Here is a 17,740-nt window from a genome sequence, read left to right on the forward strand (position 1 = left end):
GCTTTAAATATGAAAAAAATAGTATACGCAGGTCTTTTTACGTTCTTTGTAAGCGTTATAAGCTTTACAGCTCGTGCTGAATCCACAGTTGGTTATTTTGGTTTTGAGCCAGATATAATCACCAACTACATTGGCGCATCAAGTAAAAAAATGGGCTATGTGCGTGTAACTATTGATTTAATGCTTACTGATACTTCTGATATTGCAGTGGTTGAACACCACACGCCATTACTTCGTGATGCCCTAGTAGAGATTTTATCTAAAGAACCAGAAGAAAAAATAAAATCACTTACTGGCCGTGAAGAAATACGTGCAAAGTGCGCCGAAAAACTAAAAAGCCTGCTAAAAGAAGAAACAGGACAAGAGATCATCCGTGAAGTCTTGTTCACTAAATATTTATATCATTAGTATTTAACGTTTTGCGTTAAATATTTTGGCGGTATAGGCAAAAGCCATACCGCTAAGTAACCCACCTAAGTGCGCCCAATTAGCCATACCTACAAACAATACATCAGCAAACCCAAGCACTAACCAAATCAACATAAAGCCAACAATAGCCGTACTTACAAGCGCAGGCTTGTTAGGATTTAAAAAGCTATGAATCCAGCAAAAACCAAGTAGCCCATACACCACACCACTCAAGCCGCCAAAATTGGGGCCAACCATTAAGTATTGTGCCCAATTACTTATAAGTGCAGTTACTAAAAACAAACCTATTAGGGTGAGTTTACCGCATTGTTTTTCGATATTGTCACCAAGCGACATCCACCAAATTAAATTAAACACTATATGCATCGCGCTAAAATGTACGAGGGCGGGCGTTAACCAACTTAAAGGCTGCGTAGGTTTAAACTGCATCATGGTGTAAATGGTCTCAAAACCACCTAGTAAAAAAGCAAAATAAATTATAACGCTTACAATACTTACGGTTTGATTTAACCAGCTAAGCGCTTTAAATCGCGTCATTAGATTAAGTGATTGCCCTTGGTATTTAAGCGGCGATTGTGTGCTACCTACATCCCATGAAGCTTGTTGATAGCGTTCATGGTTAGGGTTTTGTGTAAATTCGGCCCATAAAGGTTGTATTTGATGAAAATGCTCAGGCGCAACACTAATAATGACATTGCTACCATCTGAGGAGCTTAATTGTCCTTGTAAACCTTGGCTTTTTAAATAATCTATAAAGCCCTGTGCGGCGCGCGGGTTATTTAAACTGCCAAGCTCTATCATCGCTCTACTTTCTCGCTGTAAGCAGCTTCCCAAGCTGTAAAGCCGCCATCCATACTGTAAACGTCTTCAAAACCTTGCTCAACTAAGTAGCTAGCTGCGCCTTGTGAGCTCATACCGTGGTAGCAGACAATAATAATTGGCTGATCGAATTCTTTTTCCATCATAAATTGTGCGATATTACCGTTAGAAAGTGCTTCTGAGCCTGGAATGCGACCGGCTTGATACGAATTAGGATCGCGAATATCTGCAATTACCACGTCTTCTTTATCTAAAAGCTCTAACGTTTGCGCTATAGAAATATGTTTAAATGCCATTGAAATCTCTTTAATTAATAGTATAAAAAAGGCGGCTAAAGCCGCCCTTCTTGTAATTTAGTTAGGAACTAATCCCAGTTTAAAATTACTTTACCTGACTGACCTGAAATCATCATATCAAAGCCAGCTTGGAAGTCATCCACAGAATATTGATGTGTAATGATTGGGTTTAAATCTAGGCCAGATTGAATCAAACTTGCCATTTTGTACCACGTTTCGAACATTTCGCGACCGTAAATACCTTTAATCACTAAACCTTTAAAAATAACTTGGTTCCAGTCAACTGCCATATCAGATGGTGGAATACCCAGCATGGCAATTTTACCGCCGTGGTTCATATTATTAAGCATTGAATTAAACGCGCTTGGCACACCTGACATTTCAAGGCCAATATCAAAACCCTCTGTCATACCTAGCTCTTTCATTACATCTTCAAGCTTTTCATTGGCAACGTTTACAGCGCGTGAAGCCCCCATTTTACGTGCTAAATCTAGGCGGTATTCGTTTACGTCGGTAATTACAACGTGGCGAGCACCAACATGTTTTGCAACAGCTGCTGCCATAATACCAATTGGGCCTGCACCAGTGATAAGTACATCTTCGCCAACTAAGTCAAACGATAGTGCGGTATGAACTGCGTTACCAAATGGGTCGAAAATAGAAGCGAGTTCGTCAGAAATATTATCTGGAATTTTAAATGCGTTAAATGCAGGAATAACTAAATATTCGGCAAACGCACCTTCACGGTTTACACCTACACCCGTTGTATTACGGCATAAATGTACACGCCCTGCACGACAATTTCGACAATGCCCACACGTAATATGCCCTTCGCCAGATACGCGGTCGCCAACCTGAAAGCCACGAACTTCTTGGCCCATATCAACGACTTCACCAACATATTCATGGCCAACAACCATAGGCGTTGGAATGGTTTTACTTGCCCATTCGTCCCACTTGTAAATATGTACGTCGGTACCACAAATAGCTGTTTTGCGAATTTTAATCAGTAAGTCGTTATGACCTACTTCTGGCTTTGGTGCATCTGTCATCCAAATGCCCGGTTCTGCTTTTAATTTTGATAATGCTTTCATAATCCACACTCAATTAAAAAACCGAAGCGAGGCTTCGGTTTAAAATAAAATTAAATAACGCCCATTTCTTTACCAATACGGGTAAATGCATCGATAGCTGTATCGAGTTGCTCAATACTATGTGCCGCTGAAATTTGTGTACGAATACGCGCTTGCCCTTTTGGTACTACAGGGAATGAAAAACCGGTTACGTAAATGCCTTCAGCAAGTAATTTATCAGCCATTAACGAGGCTACTTTGGCATCTCCTAGCATTACGGGGATAATTGCATGATCTTTACCTGCACACGTAAAACCAGCAGCTTCCATTTGCTCACGGAAATATTTAGCATTTGACCAAAGTTTAGCGCGAAGCTCGCCGCCATTTTCAAGCATTTCAAGTACTTTAATTGATGCAGTAACAATTGAAGGCGCTAATGAGTTTGAGAACAAGTATGGGCGTGAACGCTGACGTAACCATTCAACAATTTCTTTTTTACCTGATGTATAACCACCTGAAGCACCGCCCAGCGCCTTACCTAATGTACCGGTGATAATATCTACACGGTCTAATACATTACAGTACTCAGGTGTACCCTTACCGTTTTCGCCAACAAAGCCAACTGCGTGAGAGTCATCTACCATTACAAGCGCATCATATTTATCGGCTAAGTCGCACACAGCTTCTAAATTACAAATAACGCCGTCCATAGAAAATACGCCATCGGTAGCAATTAGTTTAGTTTTAGCACCGGCTTCGTCTGCTGCAATAAGTTGCTTCTCAAGATCAGCCATGTCGTTATTTGCATAACGAAAACGTTTAGCTTTACATAAACGTACACCGTCAATAATTGATGCATGATTTAATGAATCAGAAATAATAGCGTCTTCTGCGCCTAAAATAGTTTCGAACAAACCTGTATTTGCGTCAAAACATGAAGAATATAAAATAGTATCTTCTGTTTCTAAAAACGCACTGATTTTTTGCTCTAGTGTTTTATGGATATCTTGCGTGCCACAAATAAAACGTACTGAAGCCACACCAAAACCATGATTATTTAAACCATTTTGCGCCGCTTCAATTAACTCTGGGCTATTAGCTAAACCTAAGTAGTTATTAGCACAAAAGTTGATTACTTTACCTGATGCAACTTCGATTTGAGCTTGCTGCTGGGACTTAATAATACGTTCGTTTTTATACAAACCTTCGGTTTTTACGTCTTCAATTTGCTGTTGTAACTGGCTAAAAAAAGCAGATGCTCTCATCTAGGTTCTCCATCTATTTGAACGGGTAAACAACCGCACTTTCACGGCTGTTTATTATGCGGGGTATTGTAAAAGTTTAATGGGTAAAATGCACGGTTTGCAGTTCGTCGCAAACGCCCTCAGTTGGAAGGAATTCCTGCCAGTTTACAGGCTGTTTATTTATGTTTTTAAAAGTGCAGGTAAACTACTTATAGAATCGATAATTAAATCAGCTTCTTGCTTAGCGCTTTGGTCAAAGCTTTGCCCTGAACGCACTAAAACGCGTGTAGTGATGCCCGCTTTTTTCGCAGCCTGCATATCACTGAGTTTATCGCCCACCATAATACTGCAAGCAGGGTCGATATTATGCTCTTGTATGCCTTGTAATAACATTCCTGGCGCAGGCTTTCTGCAACTGCACTCTTTCAAATATTCAGGGCGCGCTTTTTTAGGGTGATGCGGGCAAAAATACACATCGGTAACTTCAATGCTGTGGGCACTAAACTGGTCTTTCATCCAGTCGGTCAGTGCTAAAAAATCAGCTTCGGTGTAATAACCTCGACCAATTCCAGATTGATTAGTGACGATTATGATTTTATAGCCTGCATCATAAAATGCTTTACAAGTGCTAAAAACACCGTCAATAAATTCAAATTTATCGCTTTGATACACATAACCATGATCAACATTTACCACGCCATCTCGATCTAAAAAAAGCGCTTTATTTTTTTGTTGTGCATTCATTACAAAGACTCTTTTTGTACAACATGGTCAAACATCGCTTTTACATCATCAACTGTAATTTGGCTCATTAAATCATCGCCTTTTACGCGTGTACCCCACGGTACTTGCTCAGCCGTTTTACCTGTTTGCTTAAACAAGTTTTGATGATAAACCTCTACCACGTAGTCTTGATATAAATAAGGACCTGTGCGTGCTGGATTTGAATGTGCATATAAACCAATAACCGGCGTACCAACTGTTACTGCCATATGCGCAGGACCCGTATCGGGCGCGAGCACTAAGCTGCCACGCTTTAACACGCACAACAACTCTTTGAGTTTTGTTTTACCGACTAAATTTAAAATAGGCGTGTTGCTGTGCTCAATAATGCTATTTGCTAGGTTAATCTCAAGCTCTGTTGGGCCACCCGTCAATACCACCTTAAAGCCTTGCTCGCTTGCATAATCAGCCAATGTGGCATAACGATCAGCGAGCCAATTACGCTGCGCTTTACTAGCTGCGGGCGATATTACTAATAGTTTATTAGTTAGGTATTCTGATGTTAATAACTCATCTGCAACCGCTTGGTCTTGCTCGGTATATGGCATGTCCCAACTCGGTTTATAATCAGCTACACCAATGGCTTTTGCAAAACCTTTAAAGCCTTCAAGCACATGCGCCTGGGCTTGTGGGTCTATTCGTTTATTAATAAATAAGCTGTGCAATTCTTTTGAACGAGCCCAATCGAACCCTATTTTTACTTTTGCAGGAACACAACGCGCTACAAACCCAGCCCTTAATGCAACTTGCATATTAAGAAGCACATCAAATTTTTGGTTGTTGAAGCGTTGCTTTAAGCTTTTAAGCGCTGCTTTGCCTTGCTTTTTATCAAATACCACCAGCTCAACACCCGGTAAGTCAGCAAGTAACATGGCTTCTATTTTGCCAATTACCCAGGTGATTTTTGCATTCGGGTGTGCCTTTTGAATAGCTTGTACTGCACTCACAGCATGACATACGTCACCAATGGCTGAGAGTCTTAATATACAAATAGATGAATAATTAGGAGCTTGAGTCACACATTCCCTTAGGTATTAAATACAAAAGCCGATCTTAAATTATAATCACGCTATTGCAAGCACTTATCCTGCGCTTTAAAACGCGCTAATATAGACTCATTATTTAGCAATTACACAGAGCTATGTTTAAACAACACGTGCAAGGCAATCACACGCTATTAAGCCACCCTAAATACACAAGCCAAATTACCCTCGATTGGTTTGATGCAAATTATTGGCAACAACAAAATAAAATTGTGGGCGCTAAAAAAGGTCGAGCAACTGCGTGGTTTTTTAAGCAAGACGAATTAACAGCCGTACTTAGGCATTATTGGCGCGGTGGCTTAGTGGGTAAATTGCTAAGCGATCAATATTTATACCCAGGACTTGAACAAACCCGCGTATTTAAAGAGTTTAGCTTAATGAGTAAGCTTATAGAGCTTGGTTTAAACGTACCAACCCCTGTTGCAGCTAAAGTAACCCACAGCGGATTAATTTACCGTGGTGATATTATTACCGAGGCTGTTAAAGGCGCTAAAAGTGTACTCGATATATTAATTGAACGCCCATTGACTGAAGATGAGTTGGAGCGCATTGCTAAAACAATCGCGCTATTTCATTCAAAAGGTGTGTATCACGCCGATTTAAACATTAATAACATATTGTTTGATGATACTGGTGATGTGTATATTATCGACTTTGATAGAGGTGAAATAAGAGCGCCGAACCCACAGTGGCAACAAAGTAATATGGCACGCCTTGAGCGCTCATTTTTAAAAGAGCAAGGTCGAAATGATGTATTTAATTGGCAAGTGAATGACTGGCAAACTCTGCACAGCAACTACCTCAAAACACTCGCTAATATAAGTTAACTTAATATCAGTTAACCTAATATCAGTTAACTTAGTTAGCCAAAGCTAAATACTGCAGAGCAACCTGCTCTGCCTGTACTTGTTTTAGAATATCTGCGTTTTCTACATTTGGCTTATCTGCTAGCACCTGCATAACGGCATTGGCTAATGCCTCACTTTGTTGAACGGGTACTAAATATTTACTCAGCTCGCCTGTTAATATCTCGCTTGGTCCAAATGTACAATTAGTGCTAACTACCGGAGTACCCACCGCTAAAGCCTCAATTAATACCGTTGGCAGCCCTTCAAAATCAGAGCTCAAAACTAAAGCTTTGGCATGCTTAATCCAGTTGTATGGGTTTTGTTGAAATCCAGGCACTACTAACTGTTTATCTATGCCATATTGCTGTGCAAGCTTTAACGCTTTTGCAGGTTTATTACATAAAAGGACTAACTTGTATTTTTTATCAAGCTTTGCAAATGCTGCAAATAATATATCGTGGCGTTTTTGTTTAGCGAGCCTTCCTACATGAATTAAGTAAGACTCATTTGGGATGTCGTTATTTTTCTCATTTGCTTGTTGGTTTATTTTTTCAAAATCGAACGGGTTATAAATAGTCGCGATTGCACTTGGGTTAATTAAAGCCCCTTGTGTTATTTCTTTTTCAACACCCTTTGATACGCAAATAAGTGATTTACCATTTAAGTTTTGCTTACTTTTTTTAAGGTATAAATATGAAAATGGACCTAACTTTTTTTGACGGGCAAGTTCTGAATTGACGGAGTTATGAATAACAAAGTGAACATTTTTGATATTACTACGTGCAAGTAAATTATTACTTCTATCAAGGTTAGAAAGCACTAGGTCAATATTGCCAATCTCGCTTTGTTTTTTTTCAAACCACGCTTCTAATCGCAAAATACTATTTTTTCGCTGCCAGAATCTATCTACTTTAGATGCTCTATCAGGAAAAAGGCTGTCAACTTTAACTATATCAGGAATGTCATACTCAGCGTTGCTCGCAAGAGATAATATAGTGACATTGTGCTGTAGTTTCGCCATTTTTTCAGCCAAAGTAAGCATTACTTTTTCAGCACCACCACCTACTAGTGAATCAATTACAATCACTATATTCATAAGCGATCTCCTACAAGCATATTTTTTATACCAGTAGTGATCACGTCGAAGCTATGTGTACTATCGAGTTGCTTATACTTACCAATAAATTCACTATAAAAAGGCTCGGTAATAACTTGAGCTATTTTCGTTGTAATTTCATCAATATCAAGATTTGCTTTTATTACAACACCTGCATTAACGCAATGATCCAAACGTGTATTTTGATCTTTTGAGATAGCACATGCCACAACAGGGGTTTGAACTGCAATTGCTTGCAATAAAGTATCTCCACCACTAAGTAATGCGACTTTAGCTTGGCTCATTAATGCCAAAAATTCGGTTCCTTGCAGGCTTGATAAACAAGTAACCTCATCACTTTTAGGAATTGCTTTATTATAATTTGCACCAAACACAACAACTGCTTTTAACCCAGTATGCTTAGTAATTTTAAGCGCGGCTTTAAAGTAAACCTCAGCACAATTAAGATTATTTAATATATGCCCGCCAGAACCCGCATTAACAATAAAATAGCCATCAGATACTAAGTTATAGCGATTTAAAACATCACGTTTTTGCTCACAAGAAGCAAATGCAACAAAAGGGCCTACATTACGAGGGGGTGCCAAGGGAAACATGTCTAACTTCGCACTTTCAGCCCATGTAAGTGGCTCAATACAATAATCAGGCTGTACAACCCAATGTGTATCAATTAAATTAATCCTGTTTAGCTTCAATCCCTTAGCGCGTTTTTTTGCATGCTGAGAAATAAATATAACTTTAGCGCCTACTTTTTTAGCCGCTTTCATATGCCCTGCACGTCCTGCACAATCAAAAACAACGACGTCAGGTTTAAATTGCTCTATAAAGTCGCAAACAGAATCAAGCTCTTTAGTCCCTGAGTGTTCAAGCAATGTGGCTTCAAAAGGACACTTTTTTGCGTAGCTTGTATGCTTGTTTAGTATGAAGTGAATATCGAGAGAATCAGTAAGTTCTGCCTTTAAACTTTGAGCCAACAACAACGAGCGCATATATTCACCAATGCCTTCTGGTGATGATACGGGAATAAATAAAAGTCGTTTGTTGCTCATTACATTCTCAATTTCCTATTTGAACTCCAGTATACCAATCAGATACTTATTACGATAGCTAGGTTACATTTTAATATATTAAATTAGCTCTATAAATTTGATTATTTACTGCAATAACAAGCTTAGGTTGATAAACTTAGCCGCAATCTAAATCACAAGGATCTGAACTTTGCGAAACAGAATTTTTCTACTTTCTACTCTTTTTTGCGCTATGAGCGCGTCAGTTAATGCTGAACCATGGGTAAAACCCGATGATTACGGTCTTAGAGCTGATATTCAACAATTAGCTGATGCCGGTGTTATTTTAGCTCCTGTAACTACCTATCCGCTTATGTGGAAAAGTTTTATAAGTGATGTGCAAAGCATGCCGCTTGAGCAATTATCTCCAAGCTTGCAAGATGCTTTACTTCGCGTTAAGCATCGATATAAATCAGAAAATAGCAGCTCGCATAGTCTTCAATTATCTGCTTTTGCAGCCACAGATCCGATCATAGCAACAAGCTTTGGTGCAACAAATACACAAGAAACAGAGCTTTCAGCAGCTTACGCTTATTTAGGCGATAACTTTGCAGCTAAAGTAGCTATAAATTACAGAAGCGACGGTAAAAAATGTTTAGTTGATGGAAAAACGACTGACGATATAGTTACCGATGAGCAAGCTTTAACCGATTGTAACGATACCTCACTTGACGATAGTTACTTAGCTTACCGTTTAGGTAACTGGATTTTTAGAGCCGGTGCTGTTGAGCAATTTTGGGGACCTGGTGTTGATAACAGCTTAATTATGTCTGGTAATGCGAAACCTTTACCTGCACTAAGTGTAACCAGAGAAAAAAGTACTGCTTTTGAAACACCATGGTTAAGCTGGATTGGTCAATGGGGCTTTACCGCACAAATGGCTAAACTTGAGTCTACACGTGTTATACCTGATGCTTTACTGTGGAGTACTCGTGTTAATTTTCGCCCTATTCAACAGTTAGAAATTGCACTTAGCTGGTCTGCACAATGGGCAGGTGACGGACAACCGAGCTCTGCGGGTGATTTTATTGATGTCATAACTGGGCAAACAGCATGTATCGATGGCAATGAGAGTTGTGATAGCCAGTTAGAGTCGAAAATAGGTAATCAATTGGCTGGTATTGATATTCGTTGGTCAGATACCTTATTTGATCAACCATATGCGGTTTATGCCAGCACTATAGGTGAAGATGCTAGCTCACAGTTTAAACCCGCTGATAGAGCTTACTTATTTGGTGTGCAAACAACACAGCGCATTTATGCTCAAAACATATTAGTAAATGTTGAATATATAGATACTGGTGTTTCATGCCAAGCTGAATCAATAGTTGAAAATTGTTACTATGAGCATGATACTTATAAGTCTGGCTATCGCTACCATGGACGCACTATTGGTTCGACGTATGATAATGATTCGCAATCAGTTGTCCTAACCCTACTTGGTCAGCTTTCTAATGGTGATGATTGGCAGGTAAAATTACGCAGTGTTGATTACAACAGCGATAACCGTGACCTTTATCCTAATAATCCTGACTTAGGAAATACAATTACTAAAACAGGCTTTAATAGTAAGCAATTAGAGCTTCGTTATAGAATGCTTTCTATGGGAGGGCGAGTCACTTTAGGTGCTTTTGCATCTAACAATGACGGTGCTGAAAACGATACATCAGCATTTGCTAAGTATGAATTAAATTTTTAGTAAGTTACTTTATTAAAAATAAAAAGGGATGAAAACACTGTTTTCATCCCTTTTTTGTATTTTTAGTAACTTAAATCAGTAATTACTGTTTAATTTTACTAATTACTTTTGATGTTGAGCACCCATCTAAAAATTCAAGCACTTCAACTTTTCCGCCATGACGAAGTACGTGCTCAGCACCCGCTATTTGCTCTACGGTGTAGTCGCCACCTTTAACTAAAATATCAGGGCTTATTTGCTCAATTAATTTAGCGGGAGTATCGTTTTCATCTAAGCTACCAAACGGAATAACCCAATCAACTGATGAAAGTGCGCTAAGTACCATCGCACGCTCATCTAGCGGGTTAATAGGGCGTTCTGCCCCTTTTAAGCGCGTAATAGATTCATCATTATTTAATCCAACAACGAGTCTATCGCCTCGTGCTTTAGCTTGTGCTAAATAACGTACATGCCCAGCATGTAAAATATCAAAACAGCCATTAGTGAATACAATGGTTTCGCCGTTTTGTTTTGCAAATTCAATATGCTGAAGTACATCATCAAATGGTGTTTGGTAATGCTCACCCGTAGTATGTAAATACTGACCAAGCTTGCGGCTTAGCTCTTCTGGCGAGACGGTTGCAGCCCCAAACTTACTCACAACGATACCTGCGGCTAAATTAGCAATTTCGACAGCATCTTTAGGTTCCATGCCCGCGCCAAGCATAACCGCGAGTGTAGCTATAACCGTATCACCGGCCCCGGTTACATCGCTTACTTCAAGCTCTTGCGCTGCAAAATCAAATTTTTCATCTGCACTAATAAGCGACATACCTTGCTCAGAACGCGTAAGTAACATAGCTTTAATGCCATTTTTGCTTATTAAATCACGCGCACTTGCTGCTAAAGCCTCTTCTGAATCGGTTTGACCACCCGCTAACTTAAACTCATGTAAGTTAGGTGTAATGTAATCAGCACCTTCATATAAATGTAAATCTGGCGATTTAGGGTCGATTAAAACCGTTTTTCCGGCGCCCTTAGCAAGGCTTATCATCTCTTTAATTAAGCTTAAAGATCCTTTGCTGTAATCAGAGAACACTATAAAGTCGTATTCATCAAGTACAAGCTCTAAGCGGTTTAATAAAAGCTGGCTATGTTGCTCAGTAAACATTTCTTCTAAATCAAGTCGAACCAATTGTTGGTGGCGGCTAATAACACGCATTTTTGAAATAGTCGGTAAATCACATACACTGACTAATTGTGAGCTTATTTTTTCACCTTTTAGGATGGTCTCTAAAATCTGCCCGCTTTCGTCCTCACCAATTAAACCCAATAAGCCAACTTTTGCATCTAACCGCGCTATATTTTTTGCAACGTTAGCTGCACCGCCCGCTTTGTCTTCAAATTTACTTACTTTAACAACCGGTACTGGCGCTTCTGGCGAAATGCGACCTGTATCACCATACCAATAGCGGTCTAGCATTACATCGCCAACAACTAATATTCGTGCCGCTGATAAGTTTTTTAATAACGATAAATCCATTACTGCTGCTCCGCAACAACCATATCCATGGCTTCACATAACCAGTGACCTATAAACATGTGAGCTTCTTGAATACGTGCTGTTTCGTCATTTTTTATAATAATAGGTAACTTAGCAATGTCTTTTACTTTACCGCCATCACGTCCAGTTAATGCAACAGTAAAAGCGCCTAGTTTATTTGCAGCCTCTAATGCTAAATTAATATTGTTACTAGTACCTGATGTGGTTAAACCAATAACTAAATCTTCTGGCTTGCATAGCGCTTGTACTTGGCGTTCAAACACCGTATCAAAGTGATAATCGTTGCTGTGCGCTGTTAAAATTGAGGTGTCGGTGGTCAATGCCATTGAGGCAAGCGGACCTCGTTCTAATTTATAACGCACTACAAATTCTGCAGCTAAATGCTGTGCATCTGCTGCACTACCACCGTTACCAAACCAAACAATCTTGCCACCAGCTTGTAATGCACTATGGCATGCTTCTAACAATTGCATAGATTCTTGATGATAAGCCTCCATCGTTTCAAATAATGCCTGATGACGGTTTAATGTTTCAACGTAGCTAGTTGCCACTGAATCGATAATTGACATGAAAAAATTCCTCTTGGAACTGAAATGGCAGGAAAAATTAAATTCATTATTCCATAATTTTATTTAATTGTGTGTATTTTATCGGGTTATAACTGAACCCAGACCATATTTTATAACGAGTCTGTTTAGAAAACGGCTATTTCACGGTAAACTAACGCCACTTCCCTTTAAGAAAGATCAGTATGGCACGCATTTTTTACTCATTCGCATTAATTATTATTAGCCCACTGATTGTATTTTATCTCTATATTTTACGAGGTAAAAAAAACCAAGGCTATCGTGCACACTTTAAAGAGCGCTTTGGGTTTGTCAGTAAGTCTTTATTTACGGTTAAAACTAAACCTTTAGTTTTTCATTGTGCTTCTGTTGGCGAGGTACTTGCCGCAACGCCACTTATTAAAGCTTTGCAAAAAGTGCATCCAAATTTAAATATACTTATAACCTGTAATACTCCAACAGGCAGAGAGCAAATACTTAGCCAGTTTAAAAATACTGTAGCGTGTAGCTATTTACCAATCGATTTCCCGTTTGCGACGGCTCGATTTTTAAAGCGTATAAAGCCACAAGCATTATGTATTTTAGAAACCGAGCTATGGCCAAATTTAATGGCGATAAGCCACAAAAAAAACATACCAGTGCTTGTCATCAATGCAAGACTCTCTGAAAAGTCACAGCAGGGCTATCAAAAGGTCGCTAAATTAACGCATATTATTATGCGCTCAATTACGGTACTTGCGAGTCACAATAAAACAGATGCTAAACGCTTTATTGAACTTGGTCTTGAAGCTTCAAAAAGCCATGTAACAGGCTCAATAAAATTTGATATAACACCAAATGAAGAGCAACTAGCTAAAGTACTCAACCTTAAACAGCTTTATAGTAGTAATGAACGCTTTGTGTGGGTGGCAGGCTCAACACATCCTGTTGAGCATGAGCTGATACTTTCAGCCCATCAAGAATTACTAAAAAAGCAACCGAACGCATTACTTATAATTGCCCCGCGCCATCCAGAGCAATTTGACAAAGTGGCAGAGCTTTTAACGCAAAGCCCACTTAGTTTTAGCCGTCGTAGCGAAAACAACTATAATAATGAGCAAATACTTCTTGCTGATACGCTTGGTGAATTACAGTGTTTATATGGCGCTGCAAATGTGAGCTTTATTGGTGGCAGCTTAATTCGCAGAGGTGGGCATAACCCACTGGAATCAGCAGCGTTTTCGGTAGGTGTAATAACAGGTCCACACACATACAATTTTGACCATGTTTATCCCGAGCTAACAAAGCTCAAAGGTGCTGTAGTGGTTGATAGTAACGACGAACTCGCAAAGCAGCTTATAACGTTTAGCCAAAACACAAAAGCGTGCCAAACCTTAGGTATTAAAGCTGCGCAATGCGTAACTAAAAACCAAGGTGCTATACAAAAAACACTTACCATTATTAATCAATATTTAGAGCCAAAACCGTGACCAACATAGCTATAAGCCAAACCCGCGAATGGGTATCATCTGTTATTGTTAAATATAACTTTTGCCCATTTGCACGTAAAGAAGTGGAAAATAACTGTATTCATTACATAGTAAGCTCTGCAACGAGCATGGATGATGCTGTAATGGATATGCTTGAGCAATGTGTTGAGCTTGACCGTGAACCAGAGCGCGAAACAACCCTTATGATGTTTGACAATGGCTTTAGTGACTTTGAAGACTTTTTAGACTTGGTCGATTTAGCTAATGCACTTTTAGTCGCGCAAGGCTTTGAAGGTAAGTATCAAATCGCTAATTTTCATCCTGATTACGTATTTGCTGACAGTGATGAAACCGATGCCGCAAACTACACAAATAGAGCGCCCTTTCCTACATTGCATTTAATCCGCGAAGCAAGTATGAGCGAAGCACTTGATAGTTATAACGAGCCTGAATCTATTCCTGAGCATAATATAAATCTAGCAAGGCGTAAGGGGATTGATTTTTGGCAGCAGTTACTTGAAGGCTGTAAAAAACCGAGCGCTTAAATGCTCGGTTTTATTTTGGTTTGTGCAGAACAAGACAATAACAAACGCTTATTTTTTAACCCAGTTACCATTTACTTCAACGTAATGACCACTTTGGGTTTTTTCAATTGTTTTAGCGGCAGCAAGTGCTTCTACTTGTGAAAGCGACAAGTTATTCTTTTTAGCGAGCTTTAAGTACTGCGCTTTACGCTTTGTATTTATGTCATCAACAACGGCTTTTGCCTCTGCGTTTTGTACAACAAGTCCTAAATAACCAGAGCTATCTTCACCTACTAAACCTTGGTTTTTAGCGTCATCAAGGCTAATAGCCCAAGCAGAGAAAGACATACATACTGCACTAACTAACGTAATAATATTTAATTTTTTCTTCGTATTCATGTTCTAGCTCCTTAAAATAACTCACTGTCGTCACTAAATAAATTGTCGAGTTCTTTATCTACTTTTACGCGAATTTCGTGATCGACCTTCACATTTAAATTAATAGTAATGGGCTCTTTAGCAGACACCTCAACACGATGCGTGCAAGCACTTAGTGTACTAATAGCACTCAGCGCGAGCAGTACTTTTATCAATAACGACTGTCTCATTATTAGTTTCCTTTTTGTAAGTATTGTTGCTCAACTTTTTGTGTAATTTCGTCACTTAAACGCAGTGCGCGTAAAAGTGTAAATACGTTTTCTTCGTGGTTATAATTAAAGTTAACCTGCTGCTGCTCTGCTTTATTATAGCCTTGCAAATTAACCCCTAGTTTTAACCAACCATCATTTTTTAGTGCCACACTGCTATTAAGTTTTTGAATATCTAAATTAGTTAATAGCCCTAACACAGGTTGTAACTCTTGCTGTTGCTGCATTACTGAATCAAAAGCGGCATTATTGGTAATTTTTAAATTACCTGTTCCTTGGCTAAATAAGCTACCGTCAATTATTTCAATTTTTCCACTATCAAAGTGAACCGGTAAAGACCCCGCCAAGCGTCCCGTTAATACAATGCCCGACTTATCGTCGAGTGTAACAAGTTTGCTTGCATCAATATTTTCAAACTTAACATTAGCAACTTGGTTTGGCTTCCCTACTGTGTAGCTATCTAATGAAAACTCACCACCAAACACACTTCCTTTTACATCATTTATAAGCGCGGTATTACTACTCACTTGCCACTGCCCTTCAACCGCTTTAACTACGGCACCCGCCCTAAGCTCATTTAAATTAAAGGTAGTTGGTTTTACATTAAGCTTACCTGAATTATATTCCCCGCTAAATATACTGCTTAAATCGCTCGCAAGGTAATCGTTATACAATGCACTTGTATGACTAATCCCTATATTGAACAGTGCATTTTGTAAGTTTATATCGCCACTAATATAGCCATTAAATTCGCCCTCTGTTAACTGTGAAAGTGGCTCAAATTGACTAATAAACGCATTTAACGACAGCGCACTTTGTTCAGGAATAACTACTTCAAATGGATGAGCTTGCGACGACATATGATGATTTATCACTAACTCAACATCGTTTATAAATGCGTGATGCGTGGCTTTTAGTGCACGGCTTTGCAAGCCCGTAGACTCTACTTTTATATTACTAAGTTTTATGTCGGGGCTATTAACAGCCTTTATATTCGTTTTTGCTGTTAGATCAGCAAATAACTCACCTACGCCTAAATTAGCATTTGCTGTTAATGTGTTACTTATATCTGTGACTTTAAACTCTTTATATTCTGCGCTTTTTAATTGCTGAGTTAACGCTACCTCTGCGTTTAACTGTTTATCCATTTTTGCTATTAAATCACCTTGGTATTGCACTGCACTTATATTAAACGCATCTACACTATTAAGCGTTAATTTAGCATTTATAAGCCCAATTGGTTTTAAGTCTATAAACTCACTTATATTAAAGTGACCACTAAGGCTAAGCCCATCCGCTGTTGCGGGTACAAACTCAGGTAAATTTTCAAGCATAACGGCGTAATCGCCTTTAATTGCAGTGCCAGATAACTGAGCATTAACGTTAATATTATTTATATCGGGTGTATTTATTTGAGCTGATAAAGTTGACTGTAAGTCTTTAAATGGAGATGTAATATTTAGTGTTGTATCTGTTATTAAAATATCAAATTGCTTATCGCCCACGCTTACCAAATTAATTGCAGGCACCCTCAACCCACTAGCCTCTAAGCTAATTGATTGAGGGAGTTTAAGTTGCCAATTTAAAGGAACTTGTTTGCTAATAAAGCCTGCATATTCACTTGGTGGAATTAACTCAGTACAGCTTGGTGTTAAATTAATTTTGTTATTAAGCAAATCGGTATTAAACATTAACGCTTGGCTATTTAAATTAAAACGCGTCGCCAATTTACCAGTGGTTAATACGTTAACTTTGCACTGCTCATACGTGTGAGCAAACTGGGAGCTAATATCGCCATTTAACTCAAGTTCTATACCATCAAAGCTAAATGCTTGCTGAGTATTAAAGTTAAAATCTGCTATTAATGTATTTTTAGTGTTTATAACGTGCTTTAAAAAAGTGTCATTAATTTCAAACTGACCCCTTACTTTATTAGCAGTCAAAATTGCACTTGCGTTTATATCACCTGAGACATTAAATTTATTTAGTTCGGGTTCTAATATGCTTATTTTAAGTGGCTTATTGAGCTCATCACTTTTTACTACAAGCTGTTTAATATTGATTAATGGGCGATTTAAGGGAAGTGCTAAATCGAGATTTTTAGCAAGCTGATTAGCATTATCACTTTTAGGGAGTGGATTAACAGTTAGCACTGCATTTTCAATATCTACACGCTTTGTATTTGCAGTAATACCAGTAAGTTGTAATTGTTGATTTTGATAATTTAAACACACTCTGTCAGCATGAATATTTAAGCTAGACGTGATTGAAAAATCAAGGCAGTTTAATGTGACACCCGCTTTTTCGAGCTCAGGCGCTATAACCCACTGTAATAAAGGCAAGCGAAATACATAACCAAGCAGTAAGGTACTTAGTAATAAAACGCCAACAATTAAACCAATTCGCTTAAACATACTATCCTTAAATGCTTTGTGCTTTTAGCTATACTAATACCAACCTGCATAAATCTTTGATCAATTTAACGAATTAAATTGCACTATAACGTCGTTAAAAGTTTTTTATTTAGAACAAGTAGATATAAAAACTTTTGCCTAGTTCTAGCGTAATTTTTT

General features: G+C 38.6%; 18 protein-coding genes. 5 read left to right on the forward strand and 13 right to left on the reverse strand.

Annotated elements, in window-relative coordinates:
• The first annotated feature begins 9 nt into the window (after nucleotides 1-9).
• Nucleotides 10-408, forward strand: coding sequence for a flagellar basal body-associated protein FliL (locus H5089_RS12135; protein WP_002961049.1), 399 nt, complete (start codon nucleotides 10-12; stop codon nucleotides 406-408).
• A 3-nt stretch (nucleotides 409-411) separates the two neighbouring features.
• On the opposite strand, the gene glpG is transcribed toward H5089_RS12135, so the two are convergent.
• From glpG to H5089_RS12165, 6 genes are all read right to left on the reverse strand, one after another.
• On the reverse strand, nucleotides 412-1,230 hold the full coding sequence (gene glpG, locus H5089_RS12140) for a rhomboid family intramembrane serine protease GlpG (RefSeq protein WP_024595695.1): 819 nt from the start codon (nucleotides 1,228-1,230) through the stop codon (nucleotides 412-414).
• Nucleotides 1,227-1,544 carry a thiosulfate sulfurtransferase GlpE gene (gene glpE, locus H5089_RS12145; protein ID WP_010554397.1) on the reverse strand — a complete coding sequence of 106 codons (318 nt, stop codon included), beginning with the start codon at nucleotides 1,542-1,544 and terminating at the stop codon, nucleotides 1,227-1,229. Before glpE ends, glpG begins: the two co-directional genes overlap by 4 nt.
• Before the next feature lie 68 nt (nucleotides 1,545-1,612).
• Complete coding sequence (gene tdh, locus H5089_RS12150) at nucleotides 1,613-2,638, reverse strand: L-threonine 3-dehydrogenase (RefSeq protein WP_024595694.1); 1,026 nt, start codon at nucleotides 2,636-2,638, stop codon at nucleotides 1,613-1,615.
• Between the two features lie 50 nt (nucleotides 2,639-2,688).
• On the reverse strand, nucleotides 2,689-3,882 hold the full coding sequence (locus H5089_RS12155) for a glycine C-acetyltransferase (protein ID WP_002961055.1): 1,194 nt from the start codon (nucleotides 3,880-3,882) through the stop codon (nucleotides 2,689-2,691).
• A 159-nt stretch (nucleotides 3,883-4,041) separates the two neighbouring features.
• Nucleotides 4,042-4,605, reverse strand: a complete 564-nt coding sequence (gene gmhB, locus H5089_RS12160) for a D-glycero-beta-D-manno-heptose 1,7-bisphosphate 7-phosphatase (RefSeq protein WP_182695085.1) — start codon at nucleotides 4,603-4,605, stop codon at nucleotides 4,042-4,044.
• A complete protein-coding gene (locus tag H5089_RS12165; RefSeq protein WP_182712280.1) occupies nucleotides 4,605-5,663 on the reverse strand; it encodes a glycosyltransferase family 9 protein in 1,059 nt (352 codons plus the stop codon). The genes gmhB and H5089_RS12165 overlap by 1 nt, the downstream gene beginning before the upstream one ends.
• Before the next feature lie 122 nt (nucleotides 5,664-5,785).
• Here H5089_RS12165 and H5089_RS12170 point away from each other — a divergent pair, with 122 nt between their 5' ends.
• Nucleotides 5,786-6,514, forward strand: coding sequence for a 3-deoxy-D-manno-octulosonic acid kinase (locus H5089_RS12170; RefSeq protein ID WP_182712281.1), 729 nt, complete (start codon nucleotides 5,786-5,788; stop codon nucleotides 6,512-6,514).
• Nucleotides 6,515-6,545: 31 nt separating this feature from the next.
• Here the strand turns inward: H5089_RS12170 and H5089_RS12175 are convergent, their stop codons facing one another.
• Nucleotides 6,546-7,631: a glycosyltransferase gene (locus tag H5089_RS12175; RefSeq protein WP_182712282.1), complete on the reverse strand. Its 1,086-nt coding sequence runs from the start codon at nucleotides 7,629-7,631 to the stop codon at nucleotides 6,546-6,548.
• A complete protein-coding gene (locus H5089_RS12180) occupies nucleotides 7,628-8,701 on the reverse strand; it encodes a glycosyltransferase (RefSeq protein WP_182712283.1) in 1,074 nt (357 codons plus the stop codon). Before H5089_RS12180 ends, H5089_RS12175 begins: the two co-directional genes overlap by 4 nt.
• A 211-nt stretch (nucleotides 8,702-8,912) precedes the next feature.
• Between H5089_RS12180 and H5089_RS12185 the strand changes: the two genes are divergently transcribed.
• Nucleotides 8,913-10,418 carry a capsule assembly Wzi family protein gene (locus H5089_RS12185; protein WP_182712293.1) on the forward strand — a complete coding sequence of 502 codons (1,506 nt, stop codon included), beginning with the start codon at nucleotides 8,913-8,915 and terminating at the stop codon, nucleotides 10,416-10,418.
• An 82-nt stretch (nucleotides 10,419-10,500) separates the two neighbouring features.
• Here H5089_RS12185 and hldE read toward each other — a convergent pair whose 3' ends face one another.
• On the reverse strand, nucleotides 10,501-11,940 hold the full coding sequence (gene hldE / locus H5089_RS12190; RefSeq protein WP_182712284.1) for a bifunctional D-glycero-beta-D-manno-heptose-7-phosphate kinase/D-glycero-beta-D-manno-heptose 1-phosphate adenylyltransferase HldE: 1,440 nt from the start codon (nucleotides 11,938-11,940) through the stop codon (nucleotides 10,501-10,503).
• Complete coding sequence (locus tag H5089_RS12195) at nucleotides 11,940-12,530, reverse strand: SIS domain-containing protein (RefSeq protein WP_002961065.1); 591 nt, start codon at nucleotides 12,528-12,530, stop codon at nucleotides 11,940-11,942. The genes hldE and H5089_RS12195 overlap by 1 nt, the downstream gene beginning before the upstream one ends.
• Nucleotides 12,531-12,712: 182 nt before the next feature.
• On the opposite strand from H5089_RS12195, the gene waaA reads away from it, so the two are divergent.
• Both waaA and H5089_RS12205 read left to right on the forward strand, forming a co-directional pair.
• Entirely contained in the window at nucleotides 12,713-13,996 is a 1,284-nt protein-coding gene (waaA, locus tag H5089_RS12200; protein WP_182712285.1) for a lipid IV(A) 3-deoxy-D-manno-octulosonic acid transferase, read from the forward strand.
• The gene (locus H5089_RS12205; protein WP_182712286.1) at nucleotides 13,993-14,541 is read left to right on the forward strand and encodes a DUF1415 domain-containing protein; all 549 of its coding nucleotides are present in this window, start codon (nucleotides 13,993-13,995) and stop codon (nucleotides 14,539-14,541) included. The genes waaA and H5089_RS12205 overlap by 4 nt, the downstream gene beginning before the upstream one ends.
• Before the next feature lie 48 nt (nucleotides 14,542-14,589).
• On the opposite strand, the gene H5089_RS12210 is transcribed toward H5089_RS12205, so the two are convergent.
• The 3 genes from H5089_RS12210 to H5089_RS12220 are packed head-to-tail and all read right to left on the reverse strand — an operon-like array spanning nucleotide 14,590 to nucleotide 17,581.
• On the reverse strand, nucleotides 14,590-14,919 hold the full coding sequence (locus tag H5089_RS12210) for a YdbL family protein (protein ID WP_182712287.1): 330 nt from the start codon (nucleotides 14,917-14,919) through the stop codon (nucleotides 14,590-14,592).
• Nucleotides 14,920-14,930: 11 nt separating this feature from the next.
• On the reverse strand, nucleotides 14,931-15,128 hold the full coding sequence (locus H5089_RS12215; RefSeq protein WP_024595684.1) for a YnbE family lipoprotein: 198 nt from the start codon (nucleotides 15,126-15,128) through the stop codon (nucleotides 14,931-14,933).
• Nucleotides 15,129-15,130: 2 nt separating this feature from the next.
• Entirely contained in the window at nucleotides 15,131-17,581 is a 2,451-nt protein-coding gene (locus H5089_RS12220; protein WP_182712288.1) for a YdbH domain-containing protein, read from the reverse strand.
• Nucleotides 17,582-17,740: the final 159 nt, after the last annotated feature.

Origin of the sequence: Pseudoalteromonas sp. SR45-1 (assembly GCF_014163655.1) — a bacterium.
In the GTDB taxonomy this organism is placed as follows: Bacteria; Pseudomonadota; Gammaproteobacteria; order Enterobacterales; family Alteromonadaceae; genus Pseudoalteromonas; species Pseudoalteromonas distincta.